The sequence below is a fragment of the Mammaliicoccus sp. Q-M61 genome (assembly GCF_022386055.1).
GTDB classification, from domain to species: Bacteria; Bacillota; Bacilli; order Staphylococcales; family Staphylococcaceae; genus Mammaliicoccus; species Mammaliicoccus sciuri_A.
This window is the reverse complement of sequence record NZ_JAJNJL010000011.1, coordinates 1-18,901: the sequence shown is the minus strand read 5'-3', so window position 1 is coordinate 18,901 and position 18,901 is coordinate 1. Positions and strand designations below refer to the sequence as shown.

20 protein-coding genes are annotated in these 18,901 nt (G+C 33.3%); all 20 read left to right on the top strand.

Going from position 1 to position 18,901, the window contains the following annotated elements:
- Complete coding sequence (locus LQ677_RS12235; RefSeq protein WP_239705769.1) at positions 1-570, top strand: HK97 family phage prohead protease; 570 nt, start codon at positions 1-3, stop codon at positions 568-570.
- A 101-nt stretch (positions 571-671) separates the two neighbouring features.
- Entirely contained in the window at positions 672-1,916 is a 1,245-nt protein-coding gene (locus LQ677_RS12230; RefSeq protein ID WP_239705770.1) for a phage major capsid protein, read from the top strand.
- Between the two features lie 38 nt (positions 1,917-1,954).
- Positions 1,955-2,116: a hypothetical protein gene (locus LQ677_RS12225; RefSeq protein WP_239705771.1), complete on the top strand. Its 162-nt coding sequence runs from the start codon at positions 1,955-1,957 to the stop codon at positions 2,114-2,116.
- A 13-nt stretch (positions 2,117-2,129) separates the two neighbouring features.
- Positions 2,130-2,468 (top strand): head-tail connector protein, encoded by a 339-nt coding sequence (locus LQ677_RS12220; protein ID WP_239705772.1) that lies wholly within the window; start codon positions 2,130-2,132, stop codon positions 2,466-2,468.
- A complete protein-coding gene (locus LQ677_RS12215) occupies positions 2,452-2,784 on the top strand; it encodes a phage head completion protein (RefSeq protein ID WP_239705773.1) in 333 nt (110 codons plus the stop codon). Before LQ677_RS12220 ends, LQ677_RS12215 begins: the two co-directional genes overlap by 17 nt.
- A complete protein-coding gene (locus LQ677_RS12210; protein ID WP_239705774.1) occupies positions 2,784-3,164 on the top strand; it encodes an HK97-gp10 family putative phage morphogenesis protein in 381 nt (126 codons plus the stop codon). The genes LQ677_RS12215 and LQ677_RS12210 overlap by 1 nt, the downstream gene beginning before the upstream one ends.
- Positions 3,161-3,535, top strand: coding sequence for a DUF806 family protein (locus LQ677_RS12205; protein ID WP_239705775.1), 375 nt, complete (start codon positions 3,161-3,163; stop codon positions 3,533-3,535). The genes LQ677_RS12210 and LQ677_RS12205 overlap by 4 nt, the downstream gene beginning before the upstream one ends.
- An 11-nt stretch (positions 3,536-3,546) precedes the next feature.
- The gene (locus LQ677_RS12200) at positions 3,547-4,308 is read left to right on the top strand and encodes a major tail protein (protein WP_374199845.1); all 762 of its coding nucleotides are present in this window, start codon (positions 3,547-3,549) and stop codon (positions 4,306-4,308) included.
- Between the two features lie 70 nt (positions 4,309-4,378).
- On the top strand, positions 4,379-4,828 hold the full coding sequence (gene gpG / locus LQ677_RS12195) for a phage tail assembly chaperone G (RefSeq protein ID WP_239705776.1): 450 nt from the start codon (positions 4,379-4,381) through the stop codon (positions 4,826-4,828).
- Between the two features lie 11 nt (positions 4,829-4,839).
- Positions 4,840-5,010: a hypothetical protein gene (locus LQ677_RS12190; RefSeq protein WP_239748916.1), complete on the top strand. Its 171-nt coding sequence runs from the start codon at positions 4,840-4,842 to the stop codon at positions 5,008-5,010.
- A 56-nt stretch (positions 5,011-5,066) separates the two neighbouring features.
- A complete protein-coding gene (locus LQ677_RS12185) occupies positions 5,067-10,064 on the top strand; it encodes a phage tail tape measure protein (protein WP_239748915.1) in 4,998 nt (1,665 codons plus the stop codon).
- A 14-nt stretch (positions 10,065-10,078) separates the two neighbouring features.
- A complete protein-coding gene (locus LQ677_RS12180; RefSeq protein ID WP_239733701.1) occupies positions 10,079-11,566 on the top strand; it encodes a phage distal tail protein in 1,488 nt (495 codons plus the stop codon).
- 21 nt (positions 11,567-11,587) lie between these two features.
- Complete coding sequence (locus tag LQ677_RS12175) at positions 11,588-15,778, top strand: phage tail spike protein (protein WP_239705780.1); 4,191 nt, start codon at positions 11,588-11,590, stop codon at positions 15,776-15,778.
- The gene (locus tag LQ677_RS12170; protein ID WP_239705781.1) at positions 15,775-15,948 is read left to right on the top strand and encodes a hypothetical protein; all 174 of its coding nucleotides are present in this window, start codon (positions 15,775-15,777) and stop codon (positions 15,946-15,948) included. The genes LQ677_RS12175 and LQ677_RS12170 overlap by 4 nt, the downstream gene beginning before the upstream one ends.
- A gap of 41 nt (positions 15,949-15,989) precedes the next feature.
- Positions 15,990-16,283 (top strand): hypothetical protein, encoded by a 294-nt coding sequence (locus LQ677_RS12165; RefSeq protein WP_191836046.1) that lies wholly within the window; start codon positions 15,990-15,992, stop codon positions 16,281-16,283.
- 19 nt (positions 16,284-16,302) lie between these two features.
- Positions 16,303-16,770 (top strand): hypothetical protein, encoded by a 468-nt coding sequence (locus tag LQ677_RS12160; RefSeq protein WP_239748913.1) that lies wholly within the window; start codon positions 16,303-16,305, stop codon positions 16,768-16,770.
- Between the two features lie 14 nt (positions 16,771-16,784).
- Positions 16,785-17,171 (top strand): hypothetical protein, encoded by a 387-nt coding sequence (locus LQ677_RS12155; protein ID WP_239705783.1) that lies wholly within the window; start codon positions 16,785-16,787, stop codon positions 17,169-17,171.
- 12 nt (positions 17,172-17,183) lie between these two features.
- Positions 17,184-17,432 (top strand): phage holin, encoded by a 249-nt coding sequence (locus tag LQ677_RS12150; protein ID WP_239705784.1) that lies wholly within the window; start codon positions 17,184-17,186, stop codon positions 17,430-17,432.
- Positions 17,433-17,522: 90 nt separating this feature from the next.
- Positions 17,523-18,392, top strand: coding sequence for a peptidoglycan recognition protein family protein (locus tag LQ677_RS12145; RefSeq protein WP_239705785.1), 870 nt, complete (start codon positions 17,523-17,525; stop codon positions 18,390-18,392).
- A 179-nt stretch (positions 18,393-18,571) separates the two neighbouring features.
- Positions 18,572-18,748, top strand: a complete 177-nt coding sequence (locus LQ677_RS12140; protein ID WP_155403652.1) for a hypothetical protein — start codon at positions 18,572-18,574, stop codon at positions 18,746-18,748.
- Positions 18,749-18,901: the final 153 nt, after the last annotated feature.

The following is an 18,901-nucleotide window of genomic DNA, read 5'->3' as shown; positions in this document are numbered from 1 at the left end:
ATGAAGGATGAAGAAAAAAGAACGATGAACAACATTGAAGTGCGAGCTAAACAAGATAATGAGAAGATGATTATTGGGGGCTATGCACTTAAATTCGATACCTGGTCTGAAGATTTAGGTGGTTTCAAAGAAACTATTTCTTCTAGTGCATTAAATAATACTAATCTAAATGATGTAAGATGTTTAGTTGATCATGAACCGAGTCAAATACTTGGTAGAAGTTCTTCTGGAACATTAAAGTTAGATATCGACGATATTGGTTTGAAGTTTGAATGTACATTACCAAATACTACATTAGCAAGAGATATATATGAAAATATTAAACTTGGTAATGTTAACCAATGCTCATTTGGATTTATGTTAGAAGATGACGGTGATGAGTGGATATTTGATGATGAGATACGTTCATATAAGCGTACTTTAACAAAATTTAAAGAATTAACTGATGTATCTGTCGTTACTTATCCAGCATATAGAGATACAGATGTAGCGCCAGCTTTAAGAAGTATTAAAAAAATGAATTTTAATTTCGAACAAGAAAAATTAAAAACTGAACTTGAATTATTATAAATCGGTGAAGGTTAACACCGTAAAAAATAGATCCAAAAGCTTGCTAAATATAGTGAAGCTTGTTTTTTATGCAATCAAAAATAAAATGAGGAGGTTCATTTATGAACAAGAAACAATTACTAGAAGCAATAAAAAAATTGAAGTCTCAACGTGATGAAAAGAGGAAAGAAGCATTAAAGTATGTAGAGTCTGACTTAAAAAAAGCAAAAGAACTTCGTGATGAAGTGAAGTCGTTTGATAAAAAAATAGCTGAGAAAGAAGAAGAATTAGCTATTATTGAAGATTTAGAAAATAAAAACTCTGACGAAGAATCTTCAAATAATGAGGAATCTAGTGATAAAAGTGCAGACGGTGGTGAAAAATCATCAGAAAATGATGAGAAATCAAGTGAACATCGTTCTATTAAACGCAATAATCCCAAAGCAACTAAGGATAAAGAAATTAGAAAACAAAAGGAATCTGAAGCGGTAATTAATTTCCGTAATTACCTTCTTACTCAAAATACACGTTCGGTAAAAACAACAGATGAAGGTGTTTTAGTACCTGAAGAAATTTCAAATAAAATAGAAGATTTTACAGATGAATTAGAAGCATTAGATAAGTTAGTAGATGTTAGAAACGTTAAAACACCAATTGGAAAATTCCCAGTCAGAACTGATGAAACGAAGAAAGCGGGATTACCTACTGTTCAAGAATTAGAAGAATCTCCTGAGTTAGGTTTAAGAAAGTTAGGAGAACAAAAATATGAAATCAATACTCACCGTGGACTTTTAAAAGTGTCTTGGGAAGCACTTGATGACGGCGTAGAAGTTGAAAATATTATTGTTGAAGAATTAGCTGAAGAAATTACCGCAACAAAAAACGTTAAAATTTTAGAAGCCTTAAAAGGGTTAACTCCTAAGTCAGTTACAACTATTGGGGAAGTTAAAACAATACTAAACGTTGAGTTGAAAAAACGTTATGCTAAAGAATTTGTTGTTTCATCTGATGTATATGATCAATTAGACCAAATGAAAGATAAAAATGGACGTTATTTATTACAAGAATCTATTACTTCAGCAACAGGATATAAAATGTTTGGTAAAGATATTAGAGTGCTTGATAAAGAAGTGATTGGTGAAAATACTATGTTTATTGGATCATTAAAAGATGCAGTAGTTTTATTCTTAAGAAAGCAATTATTAGTGAATTATGAAATTTGGAATCAATACGGAAAAGTATTCTCTCCAATTTTAAGATTAGATGCTCGATTAAAAAATGACAAAGCTGTTATCAAAGTAGACTTTAATGTTGATGGAGATAATCCACATGGTAATAGTGCAGCAGATGTTATTCCAGAGGCTTAATATTAAGCCTCTAATTTTAATAATTAGGAGTGGTTTAAATGGTTAAATTTAAAGCATTAGTAAAGTATAAAGATTTGGAAATGGATAAAGTAGTAGAAGTTGATGATGAATTAGAAATGACGGTAAAACGTGCAAATGAAATTAATAAAAAATTAAAAGAGCATGGGAAAGTACTTGAACGAGTTGAAGAATCGAAATAATGAGGTGATTTGAATGAAAATTACTGATCAAGATTTTGACTTGTTAAGAAAACATTGTAAGGTTGATCATCATTCTGAAGATGATTTGTTAAAAGCTTATTATGAATGGGCTTTTGATGATATAGCAAGTGCAGTTACTGATGATTATAAAAATCATATAGATTGGTTTGCTAATCAAACATTATTTAAAAGGGCGGTATTTCCTTTAGCTGCTTATTATTTTGAAAATAGAATTGCATATATTGAACGTAGTTTGAGTTATGCGCCTCATATGGTGTTAAGTACAGTGCATAAATTACGTGACATGTATGTGGTTGATATGGAGTTAGATAAAGATGAAAATAAGCATTAGGGATTTAAACGAAAGGGTTACTTTTAACGAAGATATCAGTAAATCAATCAATGGTTTACCTCAACGGCCAAAACGACGTGAATTATATAGTTGTTATGCGTGTATTCAAGATGCTAAAGAATCTGATACTCAAACTAGTATTAATAACAATAGTAAATTCATAAAAACGATTATTATACGTGACCCAAGAGGCGACTATAAACCTAGTAATAAGCACTATATTATACACGATGGTGTAAGTTACGATGTTAAGTATTATAAGCCTGATTATCGCGATAAGTCTTTCTTAAGAATATATTGTGAGGTGGTAATCTAATGGGTGCTAAAATCGAGAAAAACACAATGGAATCTGGATTAAGAAAGAAAATCCAAGAATTCCCTAGAATTCAAAACCGTGTTCTAAAAGCAGGGGCGTCGTCATTGATTCCAATTTTGGTAAAAAATACACCTAAAAGTGATAGAAGTAAGCATGCGAAAGAGCATGTAGCGATGTCTAATATTAGAACAGACAAAGGCACGTATGAAAAGTATGTGACGATTGGTTATGAAAAAGGTTATAGTCACAGGATGCACACCACTGAATTCGGAACTATGTACCAACGCCCACAATTATTTATCACTAAAAGTGAAAAAGAAGGAAGAAGTATTGTTAATAAGGCAATGGTAACAGCTATGAGAAGAGGCATGAGAAAATGAAAAACATTACAGATGAACTTTATCAACTAATTGTTAATAATGGAGATATTACAGTAAGTGATAATATTTTTAAATATGTTGTTCCACAAAATTTTCATGAAACAACTAATAAGCCCATCGTTAGGATTACACCTTTGCCATATACACCTCAAGATTATGCAGATGATCAGCAACTTTCAAGAGAATATGATTACCAGATTGATATTTGGTGGTCAGAGGATGAACCATTTGAACAAGCGGAAATGCTTGTTTTTTTATTGGAAAAAATGAATTTTCAAGCTTATTATCGTGAGCCTTTATATGAAGTAGAGACTTTTACATTTAGAGAGATTATTCGAGCTAAAGCAACGATAATTACATTAAAAACATAGGAGGCATTACAATGTTAAAAAACTTAAAAGAATCTGAAAGACTATTGAAATTAAATTTACAACACTTTGCAAGCACAGGTGTATCAGGTATCGCAATTGGGGTTTCAAACTTCTATTCGGCACCAATTGAGCAAGATGATGATAAAGGTATTAAATATGGCCCGGGTATGCGTACACGATTCCTTCAAGAAATTGAAGTTGATAGACCACAAGAATCAGAAGACGCATACGGCGATCATATTGTAGCAGCTACTGCTGTATCTAATGGTAAATTAGAGGTAAAAACGACATTTGTTACTGTTCCATCTGACCAAAAAGCATTCTTATCAGGTGCTAAAAAAGGTAAAGGTGGTTACAAATATAGTGCTGCGGATATTCCACCTGACGTAGGTGTAGTATTTGAACGTCGTAATCATGATGGTTCAAGCGAGTGGGTAGGATTATTCAAAGGTAAATTCACACGACCAGGAATTAAAGGACAAACAAAGCAAGATAAAGTCGAGTTCCAAAATGACGAAGTTGAAGGTAGCTTCATTGATCGCATTTTTGATGAAGCATCACATGTAACTGGATATGATGCAAAAGGTAAAACTGAAGGTCGCGATTATGTATTTATGGAAACATTCGGTAAAACGTATGAAGAGTTTATGAAAACTGTTGGAGAACCACAAGTAGAAGAAGCGAAGAACGCAATTGAAGCGTCTGGAGATGTATCAGAAGGAAGTACTGAGGAAGAAGGAAATACTGAAGGGGAAGGAATTCCTGAAGCATAAAAATAGGGGACGAAAGTCCTCTATTTATTTTTATTTTGGCCAAATTAAAAATTAGAAAGTAGGAAATCAAATGAAACGTACATCAATTGAATTAATTACAGGATTTACAAAAGCAGGGAAACCACAATATAAAAAGTATTTAGCAAAACCAATCCTTACATTGTTTGAAACAATTCAAGGCTCTAAATTATCTATGAAAATGCAAAAAGTATTTAAGGAGCCAGACTTCGATGAACTAACAGAGGAACAATACGAAGGATTATCTGAAACAGAGAAACGAGAATACGATAAGTTACGAGAAGAATATACAGAACAAGTAATGTCGCAAATGGACGTTCTAGATGAAGTGTTTGAATTCATAACTGAAGCATTTGATGAACAATTTACAACAGTTGAGTTACAAAAAGGTTTACCTAGTGGTCAAGAAGGTTTTGAATATTTAGGTTCTATATTGCGAAATATAACAAGTGGCGGAGAACCAAGTGAAACAAAAAAGTTTTTGAACGAGCAGAAGAAATAAATCCTGAAGATTTGACTGTTGAGGGTGCATATAAAAATTATATGAAACTTGCAAAGACGTTAATAGATGAAGGCATGGATCCTCAAAAAGTTGCTAATATGCCTATCCATTTCTTCTTAGAAGTAGTCGAATCACGTATTGAGACAAAACAAAAAGCTACAAGTTTTAAAGACATATTCTAGTCACTCAAAATGAGTGACTTTTTTATTTGCAATTTTTTAAAGAAAGGAGGAATTTTATGCCAAGTCCTATCGGGAATATGGTCATACGAGTTGATTTAGATGGTTCTGGATTTAATAAGGGCGCGACTGGATTACAGAGGCAGTTAAGAATGGTTAGTAAAGAAATGTCAGCTAATTTATCTAAATTCAGTCGTTACGATAACAGCTTAGAAAAATCAAAAGTAAAAGTTGATGGATTATCTAAGCGACAAAGGGTACAAAAAGAGCTCGTAAAAGAATTAAAGCAAAATTACGATAAATTAAGCGCAGAAACAGGAGAAAACAGTGCAAAAACACAAGATGCAGCATCTAAATATAATGAAGCAGCAGCTAAATTAAATCAATATGATCGCGAACTAGAAGATGCTACAAAGCACATGAAGGACCTACAGGCTCACCAAAATGCATTAAATACAACTTTGGGCAAGTTAGGGCATAGTTTTTCAAAGATTGGCCCACACCTTAAAAATGTAGGAGATGGAATGAAAAATGTCGGTCGTTCCATGGGAATGTATGTTACTGCACCAATTGTAGCAGGATTTGGTGCAGCAGTTAAAGCATCGATTGATTATGAGAGTGCTTTTGCAGGCGTTAGAAAAACTGTTAACGGCAGTGAAAAAGATTATAAAAAATTATCTAATGGCATTATCAACATGTCTAAAAATCTTCCTGTTGCAGCAACAGATATCGCAGAAGTTGGAGAAATGGCTGGTCAACTAGGTATTAAGAAAAGTAACATATTAGACTTTTCTAAAACAATTATTGATTTGGGTGAGTCAACAAACTTAACAAGAGAACAAGCTGCAACAGAATTTGCTAGGTTTGCCAATATCGTTGATATGCCACAAAAGTCATTCAGTAGATTAGGTTCAAGTATTGTTGCTTTAGGTAACAATATGGCTACAACTGAATCTGAAATCATGAGCATGTCTATGAGAATAGCTGCTCAAGGTAAACTAGTCGGGATGACTGAATCAGATATAACTGGTCTTGCTGCTACAATGTCTTCTTTAGGAATTGAAGCTGAAGCAGGTGGTACTGCTATGACAACTGTGCTTAAGAAGATTGATAAAGCAGTTGGTGCAGGCGGCAAAGAATTAAAAGCATTTGCTGATGCTAGTGGAGTTTCCTCAGCTGAGTTCAAGAAACAATGGGAGAAAGATCCGGTAAAAGCATTAGATACATTTATTGGTGGATTGGCCAAATCTAAAAAAGAAGGAGCCAATCTTTCTGAGATGTTAGCTGATTTAGGTATCAAAGGTATTAGAGAATCAGATACCATTTTAAGAATGGCCAATAACCATAAATTATTAGGAAAAGCAGTAAAAATTTCCGGCAAAGGTTGGAAAGAAAATAAAGCACTATCAAACGAAGCCAATCAAAGATACAAAACAATGGCATCTCAATTAAAAATATTGAAAAACAATGTCGTTGCTTTTGGTATTTCGCTAGGCGATGCTATCGCGCCAATCGTTGTAAAGTTAGCTAAGGGATTAACAGGCGTTCTAAAAAGTATGTCTAACATGTCAAATGGTATGAAGATAACAATAGCTGTTGTTGGTTCGTTAGTTGCTGCAATTGGACCGGTGGTGTTTATATTTGGTTCGTTTATTAGTGTCGTTGGTAGTGCGATGACAACATTAGGACCTCTATTAATTGGTATTTCAAAAGCAGGAGGACTAATGGCGTTTTTATCTGGGAAAGTCGCTACAGCAGTTAGACTATTTCCTGCTTTAGGAACAGCGATAAGTTTCGCAGGCGGTCCATTATTGTGGATTGTTGGTGGATTAACTGCTTTAGGTATTGGATTTACAATTGCTTATAAAAAATCTGAGACTTTCAGAAATATTGTCAATAAAGCCGTCTCAGGTGTTATGAACACATTTAAAGCAGCTAAGATTGCACTGCAAGGATTTTTCCAGTTATTCAAAGGCAATGGCCAAGATGGTGTCATTACCCTATCTAAGATATTTCCACCTAATGTAGTAGTTGGAATTACAAACTTTGCAGATAAAATTAAGCGTACCTTTATGCAAGTAGTAAATGCGATAAAAGGATTTGCTAATCAAGTTGGTAGTCAATTATCCACTTTTTGGAGTCAAAATGGTGCCCAAATTACAGAGGCAGTCCAAAATATAGCGAATGTTATATCGACTGTTTTCAAGTTTATTTGGAGTAACATAATACGTCCAATCATGACATTGATATGGAATCTCATGAAATTCATTTGGCCAGCTATTAAATGGCTAATAAAATCAGTTTGGGAAAATATCAAAGGCGTTATTAGTGGTGCTTTAAATGTCATCATGGGTACGATTAAAATATTTTCAGGTTTATTTACTGGCGATTTCAGAAAAATGTGGGAAGGTATTAAACAAATTTTTAAAGGTGCACTTCAATTAATCTGGAACGGCGTACAACTTATGCTCGTCGGTAAGATTTTAGGTGCTGGTAAAGTTTTTGTTCAACTGTTTAAAGGTGTAATCAGTGGTGGTTGGAAATTTATAGTTAATGTTTTCAGAAATGCATTAGGAACTATATACCGTGTAGTAACAGGTAGTTTTACGAAAACTTATAACTTCACCAAAACAATATTTTCTCTTATGAGAACAGCTGTAAATAAAATATTAGAATCTATGAGAAATGGAATTAAAAGAATAGTCCAATCTATATATACAAATATTAAAAATGCCTTCACAAGATCATATAATTCTTCTAAAAATATTTTTGGAAAACTTAAAGATTTCGCCGTTAATTTGTGGAGAAAATTACGCGACTCTGTATCTAATCAAGCAAATAGAATATATATAAATGTAAAAAATAGTTTTACAAGATTGTATGACAAATCGGCTAACTTATTCAGAAGGTTACGTAAATTTTTATCTGATTTATGGGACTCAATTAGAAGAAGAACAGTGGATAAAGCAGTTGCATTATACAGAGGAGTAAAAAGCCAATTCGAAAGATTATTCTCTAATAGTAAAACTATCAATCAGAGAATCAGAAGTTTTATGAGTAGTATATGGCAAGGTATAAGAAGCAAAACTACTGGTATAGCAACTAATATTAAAAATTCTGTTTTAAAAAGTTTTACTGTAATGAGAGATAGATTAAAAGGAATTATTGGTAAAATAAAAGGCCATATTGGTGGAATGGTCAAAGGTGTAAAAAGTGGTTTAAACAAATTAATTGATGGTGTCAATGCAGTAGCGACTAAAATCGGTATGGATAAATTCAAACACATTAAACTATCAACAGGTACTGTTCGACATAACCATGCTCTATCTGATAGCAAAGGAAGATTAAAACAGACAACTAGAGCAATTGTAGGTGATAAAGGACCAGGTAATGGACCAGGTGGATATAGGCATGAAATGATTGAGTATCCGAATGGACGCCTAGCAATGACACCTAAAACAGATACAGAGGTTATTTTGCCAAAAGGCTCAAAAGTTCATAACGGAACAGCAACTTATAATTATTTGAATACGCCACAGTTTAGCAGGGGTACATTACCAAGGTTTAGTCTAGGTAGTTGGCTTGATGACAAGAAAAAAGATGTAGGTAAATATGCTGGTAAGAAAATGGCTCAAGCAAATAATGCAGGTAAGCAAATTATTAATGGTACCAAAGACACTGCTAAAGCTTTGAAAAAAGGATTTGATAAAGCTATAGGTGATGTCTGGGACTTTGCATCCAATCCAGGAAAACTAGTAGATAAGGTCATGTCTCATTTTGGTGTAGATTTCGGTAGTCTACCTGAATTACCAAGAAAAATGATGGCAGGAATGTATAAAAAACTAAAAGAAGGCGTAAAAGATTTATTTGGCGGATGGCTTGAAGATAGTGGTGGTGGAGATGGTAGTTCATTCACGAAGTACGCTATTACAACACCATATAGTCCTAATAAAGCGGTAGCTGGATATGGATTTAACGGTGGACGTCATTATGGAATTGATTATGCAACACCAGTCGGTACAACACTGACAGCGCCAACTAGCGGTACTATTTCAAAATTAAGTAACTACGGTGGTGGTACAGTTGCTAAATTATTAAGTGGTAAGTTCACACAGTTCTTTATGCACTTAAAAGATATATTCAAGACAGGTAAGGTTAAACAAGGCGAAAAATTCGCACACACAGGTAACAGTGGTCATTGGACTACAGGACCTCACTTACATTATCAAGTAGAGAAAGGTCATTCAGCAGATATTACTAACAGAAATACAGTGGATCCTGCTAAATTCTTATCTGGAAAAAGTGGAGGTAAACAAGCACCTTCACAATGGCGTTCTACTATTCAAAGAGCAGCTAAAAGAATGAAAGTAAATCCAACCGCTGCTCAAATTAACGGTATTATTGCTCAGATTGAACGTGAATCTGGTGGGGATGCAGGCATTACCCAGGGTAATATCGGTGACATTAATAACATTCTAGGAACACCTGCCAAAGGTCTACTCCAATATGTACCTAGTACATTTAAAGCTTACGCTGTAAAAGGCCATGGTAATATTTGGTCTGGATATGATCAATTATTAGCGTTCTTTAATAACTCAAATTGGAAAAACGATATACAGTATGGTCGTTCAGGTTGGGGACCAAGAGGACATAGAAGGTTTGCTACTGGTGGCAAGGTATGGAACGGACTATATCATTTAGGTGAAGAAGGTTATCCAGAATGGATAGTTCCAACAGACCCAAGCAGAAGTAATGATGCCTGGAAAATACTAGCTTTAGCTGCAAAAGATTTAGAAAAAACATCACCTAGAAACAAACGGCCGAACAATCTTCCTAATCCTTTAAATCAATCAGGAACAGGAAATTCTAGCCTCGAACAAAAATTTGATGCATTAATAGGACTAGTGGCTAAATTAGTAGAAAGTAATAATGATATAGCAAATAAAGATTATGAGCCTGTAATAGATAAATATAGTTTGGAGAATGAAGTGTTTAAGTTGATTGATAAATATGAAAGAACAAAGCAAAGACGTAGCAGATATAATCCTGCAACGTAACAGGAGGTGTATAAATGCTTGATACAATTATTGTGAACAAGAAAAAACTTGATTGGTTGGTTGTAGAGAGAGGGTTTAATATACCCTCTTTTAATTTTATAACTGAACGAGAAAAAGTTAATGGTAGGGCAGGAAGCGTAAGAAAATCTAGAAATATTGAAGAATTAGAATTTGAGTTACCACTAATCGTGAGAAACGATTATTTATCGCCCGGAGGCAAGAAAAGTCATGATGAAATATTAAAGAAACTAGTCGATTTTTTTAAATATGATGAAGCGGTTGAATTAAGATTTAAATCACAATCTTGGTTTTGGAAAGCTTATTTTGATGGACCAATAGAATTACCTAAAAATCCAAGAGAATTTATTAAATTCACAATCAAAGTAGTACTTTTAGATCCATTCAAATATTCAACTAATGAATATGAAAACACAGCTATATCAGATGAAGTGGTCATAGTTAATAAAGGAACTGCTGATACACCTGTGACTATCGAGGCAAGAGCGCTTAAAAATGCGTCGTATTACATGATAACTAAAAATGATGAGGATTATTTTAAAGTTGGAGTAGACGATGTGAATGAGGTTGCTAAAGATTATTCACCTAACATATTAAGTGACGAATTTAGAACCACAACTGGTTGGACGAAAACTACAAGTGGCAATATACCCGACACACTTTTCGGAGGTATTGTTGGTGGAACATACAAAATAGAAAAAAACGGAGAAGGGTTCGAAGTATCAACTTTTCCTTCTGGAAGTGGATGGATTGGCTCGCAATATAAAAAAGCTTTCTCTAGACAAGCACAAGATTTCAAAGTGACTGTAAAAGCAATTATTTATCAATCAAACAGAGGCGCAGGTAAAGTAGCTTATCATTTGTATGACACAGATAACAGAATACTTGCATCACTAGGTTATATAAATACATCACCTGGTAATCCAAACGGTAAATTTGTGATTACCTTATTTAATCAGAGTGGCGGTGAATCAAAAGTACTTGAAGCAAGAAATGTGCCATTTGTTAACAAAATGAAAACTTTAATTATTTATATGAGCATTGAAAGAGTTGGCCAATTAATAAAATTAAAGACTTGGTTATTTGATCATAATAAAGACCCTAACAGAATAAAACCACTTCAAATTGTAAATAAGAGCGTAACGGATTCGGGTAATTTTTATCAACGTCCTGTATCGTCAATTGGTGTTTATCAAGCTAAGAGTACAACTATAAATAACTACATGAAAATGCATGCATTAGGCGCTTATGTGTCAGAAAAGTTACCAAAAAAGACTGGTGTAAAAGAACTGTTTATCAAACAAGGTGATTTAATTCAAATAGATACTGACTCTAAAGTCGTAATGTTGAATGAAGAACCTATTCTTGATAAAAAAACATTTGGTAGCGATTATTTTAATGTTGATAGTGGCAAATCTGAATTAATCATTTTCCCACAAGGGGTATTTGATACAACTGTAAAATGGCATGACAGATTTTTATAAGAAGAGAGAGGAGGTATGTAGATGATTCATGTTATGAACTTTGATGGGGAAATAATTGATTTTATTTCAAGAAGTGATAATGCTTTAGTAAAAGCCCAGCATGTAAGAGATATAATAACCAGAGTAGAAACATTTGATTTTACTATACTTTCATCTCGCACTGAAAAAATGCAAGAAAAGAACAGAATTATCATTCAAGATAAGAACGGTCACTATCGTGAGTTTATTATTGAACGTATATCATCCGATATAGACGGATATACTGAAATTGAGACAGCCGCATCATATTTAAATGATATTTCTAAAGCTAAACCATATGGACCCGGTAAATTAGAAAAGATGACTACAGCACAAGCTTTGTCAGATGTGTTAAAAGACACTGGATGGAAAGTGTCTGACGATACAGAATACGGAGGAATAAGAACAACATCGTGGACTTCATATCAAACTAGATATGAAGTTCTTTTACAATTATGTACTACTTTTAACATGGTATTAGACTTTCATATCGATATAGGTGAGACTACTGTAAAAAATAGATATGTAACGTTAAAAAAGGCGAATCCGATATTTAATGGTAAGGAAATCACTTATGGTAAAGATTTAATAGGTTTAAATAGAAATGTTGATTTTTCAGAAATTAAAACAGCATTATTATGTATTGGTCCTGAAAAGGATGATGGTTCTAGGTTAGAACTAGTTGTAAAAGATGATATGGCTCAATCTTTATATGGATTACCTGGTCGATATAATTGGGGGATATATGAACCTGAATCAGACGACCAAGATATGACTGAAAGTCGATTGCGCACACTCGGTACTACAGAATTAAATAAAAGAAAATCCGAAGTTATTAGTTATGAAGTCACATCGATTGATATTGAAAAAGAGTTCGAGCATGAAGTAATTAATCTAGGTGATTTAGTACGAATTAAAAATACAGATTTCACACCTCCATTATATGTAGAGGCAGAAGTGACATCAGAAGATTATGATTTGATCAGCAGAGACGTTACTTATAGTTTCGGAGAATATGTTGAATATAAAGAAGCAGATCTTCGAAATGAATTTATAAAGAAATTAAACGATATCCGTGAGAAATTGAACAATAATATAAGTAACTCAAATATGATTATTACTAACAGAATAGAAGAAGAGATAGAAAGATTACAAAAGAGCATTCATCGAGGTTCGACGCCACCTATAAATCCAGAAGAAGGAGATTTTTGGTACGATACAACGAATCCTAAAGTTGCAGTATTGCGTGAGTTTGTGGACGGAGAATGGCGCAATGCATCGGCTCATGATGTTGAACAAATTGGTGGAATGACAAAAGAATCTATTATTTTCAATGAAATAAATGGTACATTCATTTCTCTATCTGTACAACATGCTAACTTAACTAATGAAGTATACGAGACATTAAATAGTGAATACTTAGTTGATGAAGATATTAGAATATTGTTAAGCGATGAATTGGACGGTTTAAATAACATATTTGAAAGTATCAGCTCTTCAGTTAATAGTATGACATCTGAAACAGCAACGATAGGCAAATTGATGGATACACAATCTTTGATAGTTCAGTATCGCGAAAAAATATATACTCTTAATAACGCATTGCTAAATGCAAGAAAGGCAATTGAAGAACGTTTTAAATTACTACAATCACAATACACAGAACAAAAATACAACGAGGCAATGCAAAAAGTTGCAGATGTTATTGGGGGTACTTATAACGAAGAAACAGGACAATTAATTGCAGATATACCTAATAAAGAAATGCTTGAAGAAATGCGTGTGACAATCGAAAGTGCAATGGATGAAATGTCACAAGCCAATGAAGCGAAGTTACAGGAATTACAGAATGGTATTACTCAAACAAATCAACGTATAACCAACACAAACGAAGAATTAAGTGCTGGTATTTCTTCAGTTACCAGAAAAATTGAAGGTCTTAAAACAGATGGAAATAACTTAATTAGGTCATTTTTAAGTGACAGTCCAATGTTCGATAGAACAAGAGGCGCAATTTTTGAAAGTGAAACTAAAGCTATACTAAACAATGGTAAGAGATTAGATATTATGTTTTACGATGATTTTGAGAATGAGCTATTGCCTAACACAGATTACACTTTAAAAGTTGAAGAAAGTTCAAACGATATAGAAATGGGTGTGTTTTACAACAAAGGTGGAAATATTGTTGTGGGTTACGCTAACGTCAGAGAAATACAATTTAACACGAAAGACAAGAAAAATATTCTAATTGTTATTAGATCAAAAGCATCTAATCAATTTGTAAATAAAATTTCGTTATATAGAGGTTTAGTTGATTTAAGTTGGACACCTTCAAGTGATGATGTTGAGGAACAGATGAAAGAAATAAAAACATCAATAAAAGAGCAAAGTGCTGACATAAATATACTGAAAGACGGCATCAAATTAAAAGCAGATAGTAGCGAAGTAACGAAAATATACAATGAATATCTAGCACCAATTCAACATCAAGTAAATCAAAATAAAGCAGCGTTAGATATATGGCCAGATCAGATTAACTCGAAAGTATCTCGTGAAGAATATGTTACAAATTTCATGAACGTTGTAGAGATGTTGAATACCGCAAATTCAGAACGAACTCAACTAAGCAATCAGATTAAAGATAGAGTGACATTAAAAGATTATAAAGCAACGGAAGAAAAGCTAGAAACAATGGAAACTTCTATCGAACAAAATGGTCAGGAAATCAATTTAAAAGCAAGTAGTGAAGAACTAAACAAAAGCAATAAAACAATGTCACGTTTATTAGCTGATCTAACCATTAATACAACTACAGGATTATCTTTAGTTTTTGATGAAAACGGGACTATACAAAGTCATACAGTCGGTCCAAATGGAGTTAAAATTGATACTACCAAATTTGTAATTAATGATGGTGACGTAATTGTTCAAAATGGTAGAACTACAATTAAAGATGCTTATATTGATAAATTATTTAGTAAACAAGCCACAATAAATTATTTGAAAGCAATGGATGTTGATTTAAATAGAGCAACTGTTAGTGGTTCTCGTAATGGTGAATCAACAGTTTTAAGTGGTGGAAAAATTCGGTCGACTGGTTCGTTCGCACGAACATTTCCTCAAGGTAGTGTTACTTATGAGGCATTTACAGAATCATGGAATGGTGTTTACCGGTCTGGGTTGATATCGAAGCAGTTTGGGAATCGGAAATTAACTGATATTGAACGCTGGCTTGCTTTAACAGATAAAGGTATAACAACTCAAAGAGAAATTCATAGTCTGTCGCCTGACAAAAATGGCGCACGTTTTATAGATTTCTTTTCTGATGAAAGCTATAACAGTGACGTATACGGTCAAGGTATGCACATTTATTCAGGACAACAACTAACTATTGAATCTGAATATGGTTTGTATCTAAATGCTAACAAACGTTTTTATATTAGGACTGTTGACAGCGGGTTAGAAATAAATAGAGACGGTCAAAATCTAGTATTAAAAAGAACATCACCGTACACATCAGAAATCGGTTCTGGTGGTAGTTATATGGCGATTCAATCGTCTGACGGTGTAGAACAAGGTCATGTTGGTATCTTATCGAACAACCGTAATTTAAGTTTGTCATCTAGTTATGGAGAGGTTTTACTTAAAGGAAGCAAAGTTTTTGCGTTAGATAGTAACGGGAATAATCGAGTGCCTATGTATGCCCAATATTTTAGTGGCGAGAAAGTAATTGGTAACATTGAAGCTGCAGATACAAATATATACGCGATGTGCCATAGTGAATTAAGGGTGGTTAGTAAGGCAGGTTACAATGGTGGAGACATAACATATAAAAATATTCGTTTCAATTCATGGAACGCAATGTCTCATGAAAAATATAAATATGATATTGAAGAATGGAAGTACAACGTTTTAGATATTTATAAGAATGAACTTAAACTACATTCATATAAAGTCAACTCAGAAGCAGGCACTGAATATAATCGAATTCACCACGGAATTATCTTAAGAGAAAATAGTAAATTAGATACATTCCCAGTCGAATGGCGTAATTTAGATGGTTTTGATGGTAATGAAGTTATATGGTGGAATACAAAGGCAATTCAAGAACTTGCATTTGAAAACGAAGAACTGAAGAAACAAATTACAGATATGCAAGTGAAAATTGATGCAATATTGGAGATGATAAAATGATGAAAAAACTAGAAGAATTAACTAAGGAAGAACTTATCAAAGAAGTTCAGTACTTAAATGAATTAATACAAACCATGGTAAATAAAAACGCGCGACTTACATTAGAGGTTGCGAATTATGAAACACAAGAAAGAATGGCCGAACATAATAATCAAACGTCTAACAAATAAGTTAGGCGTTTTTTTATAAAATTAAAAAAGGAGTGTTTTAAATGGAACAATTCAAAGAATTTTATTTAGTTGAAGTAAATAAGAATGGTGAAGAAAGTGCATTAATGCAGAATTATTCAAACAGCTTTGTTAGAGGTGCTAATCCTAATACAGCATATAAATTTAAGGATGAGGCACAAGTCCAACAAGTATGTAAGATGCAAAACATGTTAGCTAGCATATTTCAAAATGGGACAAAAACTTATTATGTTGAACAAGATATAACACGAAACAAAAAACAAGAAGATGGACAAGAATACGTTGAGGATAAAGAAAAAACAGAAGAAACAGAATAATTTATAAGACACTTACCTTTTGGTAGGTGTCTTGTTATTTGTGAAAGTAGGTGCTTTAATGATGGGCAGAAAAGGATTAAACTTTTTTCATTTTTACGCAATCGCGTGGAATTTCGCTTTTGGAATATGTTGTATTGTTCGAGGTAGTTATTGGATTCTTTTTGCTGAGAAAGCACAATACGAAAGTGAACTCTACACAGCTATGCATAAGGTGATGCCTTTAACGATTTGGGGCATTCCATTTGTACTTGCTGGAATATTAATTATTCTTGCAGGAATCAAACTACCATATCATCAAACAAGTATTAGTTTTTATAGATTGACTGCATGGGGATATGCAATAGCATGTCCCTTTTATTATATTTTCTCAACGGCTGGTTTTGACAGTGGCTTAAATTTAGTCACACCAATTATGAATCTTTCCTTTTCTATCTTTGGCGGTGCAACTGCACTATTAGCTTACAAAAACGTTTCTGAAATGAAGTAAGAAAAGAGTAAGTAATGAACTATCTAACAACTGAGAAATATTATGAAGACGAACTACGCCGTGAGAAAGATAAAGGTAAATTACATGCAAGAATAAACGAAGTAGAAGATAAACACGATCAGAACTTTAATGCTTTGAATTTAACAATACGAACATTTATAGAAGGACAAAAACCAATTAATGAAAATATGAAAGGTATTCGTGATGATTTAAAAGAGGTTAATAACGTATTAATAGATTACGTAAAGAAAACAGACAGTATTGAAACTGAATTAAAACGAGTCCAAGAAAGCCAACAAGCAGGTGTTGTAGATAGAAACAAGTTTCTCATAACAATAATTACAGCTGGACTTGGGGCAGGTGGATTTGTGCCAGTTTTAATACAAGTCTTATTTAAATAAGGAGGCAATAGCATGAAAATTAACTGGAAAGTTCGTATTAAACAAAAATCATTCTGGATAGCCATTATATCGGCTATCCTTTTATTTGCTCAGCAAGTGTCGGGTGCATTCGATTATGACATCACAGTGTATACAGACCAAATAACGAATATCGTGAACAGTGTGTTAGGTGTGCTGGTGCTACTAGGTGTAGTGCAAGACCCTACAACAAAAGGGATAAATGACTCAACGCAAGCACAACAGTATAACGAACCAAAGTAATGTCGGCTAAATAGTCGGCTTTTAATTCTGCCTTGGTTATGACAGTGCAGTTATAACCAAGAAAAACTAAAACTTAAGGAGAGATTTATAATGAAAGATATTTTTTCAAAACACATTCAAGGTAGTAGATTAACAGGTAAAAAAGCTAGTATAGCTGGTATTGTCATTCACAATGATTATGGTTCAATGACACCTAATCAGTATTTACCGTGGTTATACACGAGAGAACAAAACGGAACGCATGTTAATGGATGGGCTTCAGTTTACGTAAACAAAGATGAGACGCTTTGGTATCACCCAACAGATTATGTAGAATGGCATTGTGGTAATAACTGGGCTAATAGTAATCTGATCGGATTCGAAGTTTGTCAATCACACCCAGCAGCAGGTTTAACAGATGCCCAATTCAAATTAAATGAAGAGGCAACATTTAAAGTAGCAGCAGCTGTCATGAAGTCTTATGGTTTGCCAGTCAATCGCACGACAGTTAATCTTCATAGACAGTATTTTGGCACATCTTGTCCTCATCGTTCTTGGGATATGCATGTAGGAAAAAACGCACCAGATACGTTAGCTAATCGTAATAAGTTAAAAGATTACTTTATTTCTCGTATTAAACATTATTACAACGGTGACACAACAACTAAACCACCTAAAACAACTTGGAAATGGTCTGGTAAAGCGACAGCTAAGAAAGGTGTATCTCCAATCGCAGCTAAAAAGAAACCAGGTTTAAACGAACCGGCATTAGCACCACCAAATAACATCTTAGCTGGTCAATATATTAACTTCTTCTCGGTTACTAAAAAGGATAAATATTGGTGGGCAGAGTTTGAATATCCAACTAACCCTAAAGCTGGACGATTCTATTGTGCATTGGGGCCTATTACACACAAAGATGAGAAGTTAGAAAAAGAAACCAAATTATGGTTTGACTTGAAGATTACAAGTAAAAAGTAGTATTATATGTTTACCCTATTTAGTTTAACCGCTAGGTAGTTCATACACGCAAACCCCACTTCTTATTTGTAGAGTGGGGTTATTTTTTTATTATTTAATTTGTTTTGCAAGATAATTAATCGGGTATTTGTATCTTGTATCTATTATTAATACAAGATTAATTGAAGGGAATAAGTTTTATGAAAGAAATTAACTATCAAGATTTAAGCGATGATTTATTGTATGTTTCTATATTGTTAAATGAAAAATTAAATGGAGACTTCAACAATGATGTAGAAATAGCGATATTAGAAGAATGTATTACTAAATTAAAAAGTACTACCATACAAAGTCCTGATTTTAAAACAGAAGTGTGATTAAGTATGTTAAGATAACTTTAGACATATTAAACACAACTATACGGCGAGCCTGCTCATATAATTGAGTAGGTTATTATTTTGACTAGATTATCCATAGTGATATAATTAAATTAGTTTAAACCTATTATCTCCGTTTTAGTTTTAAACTCA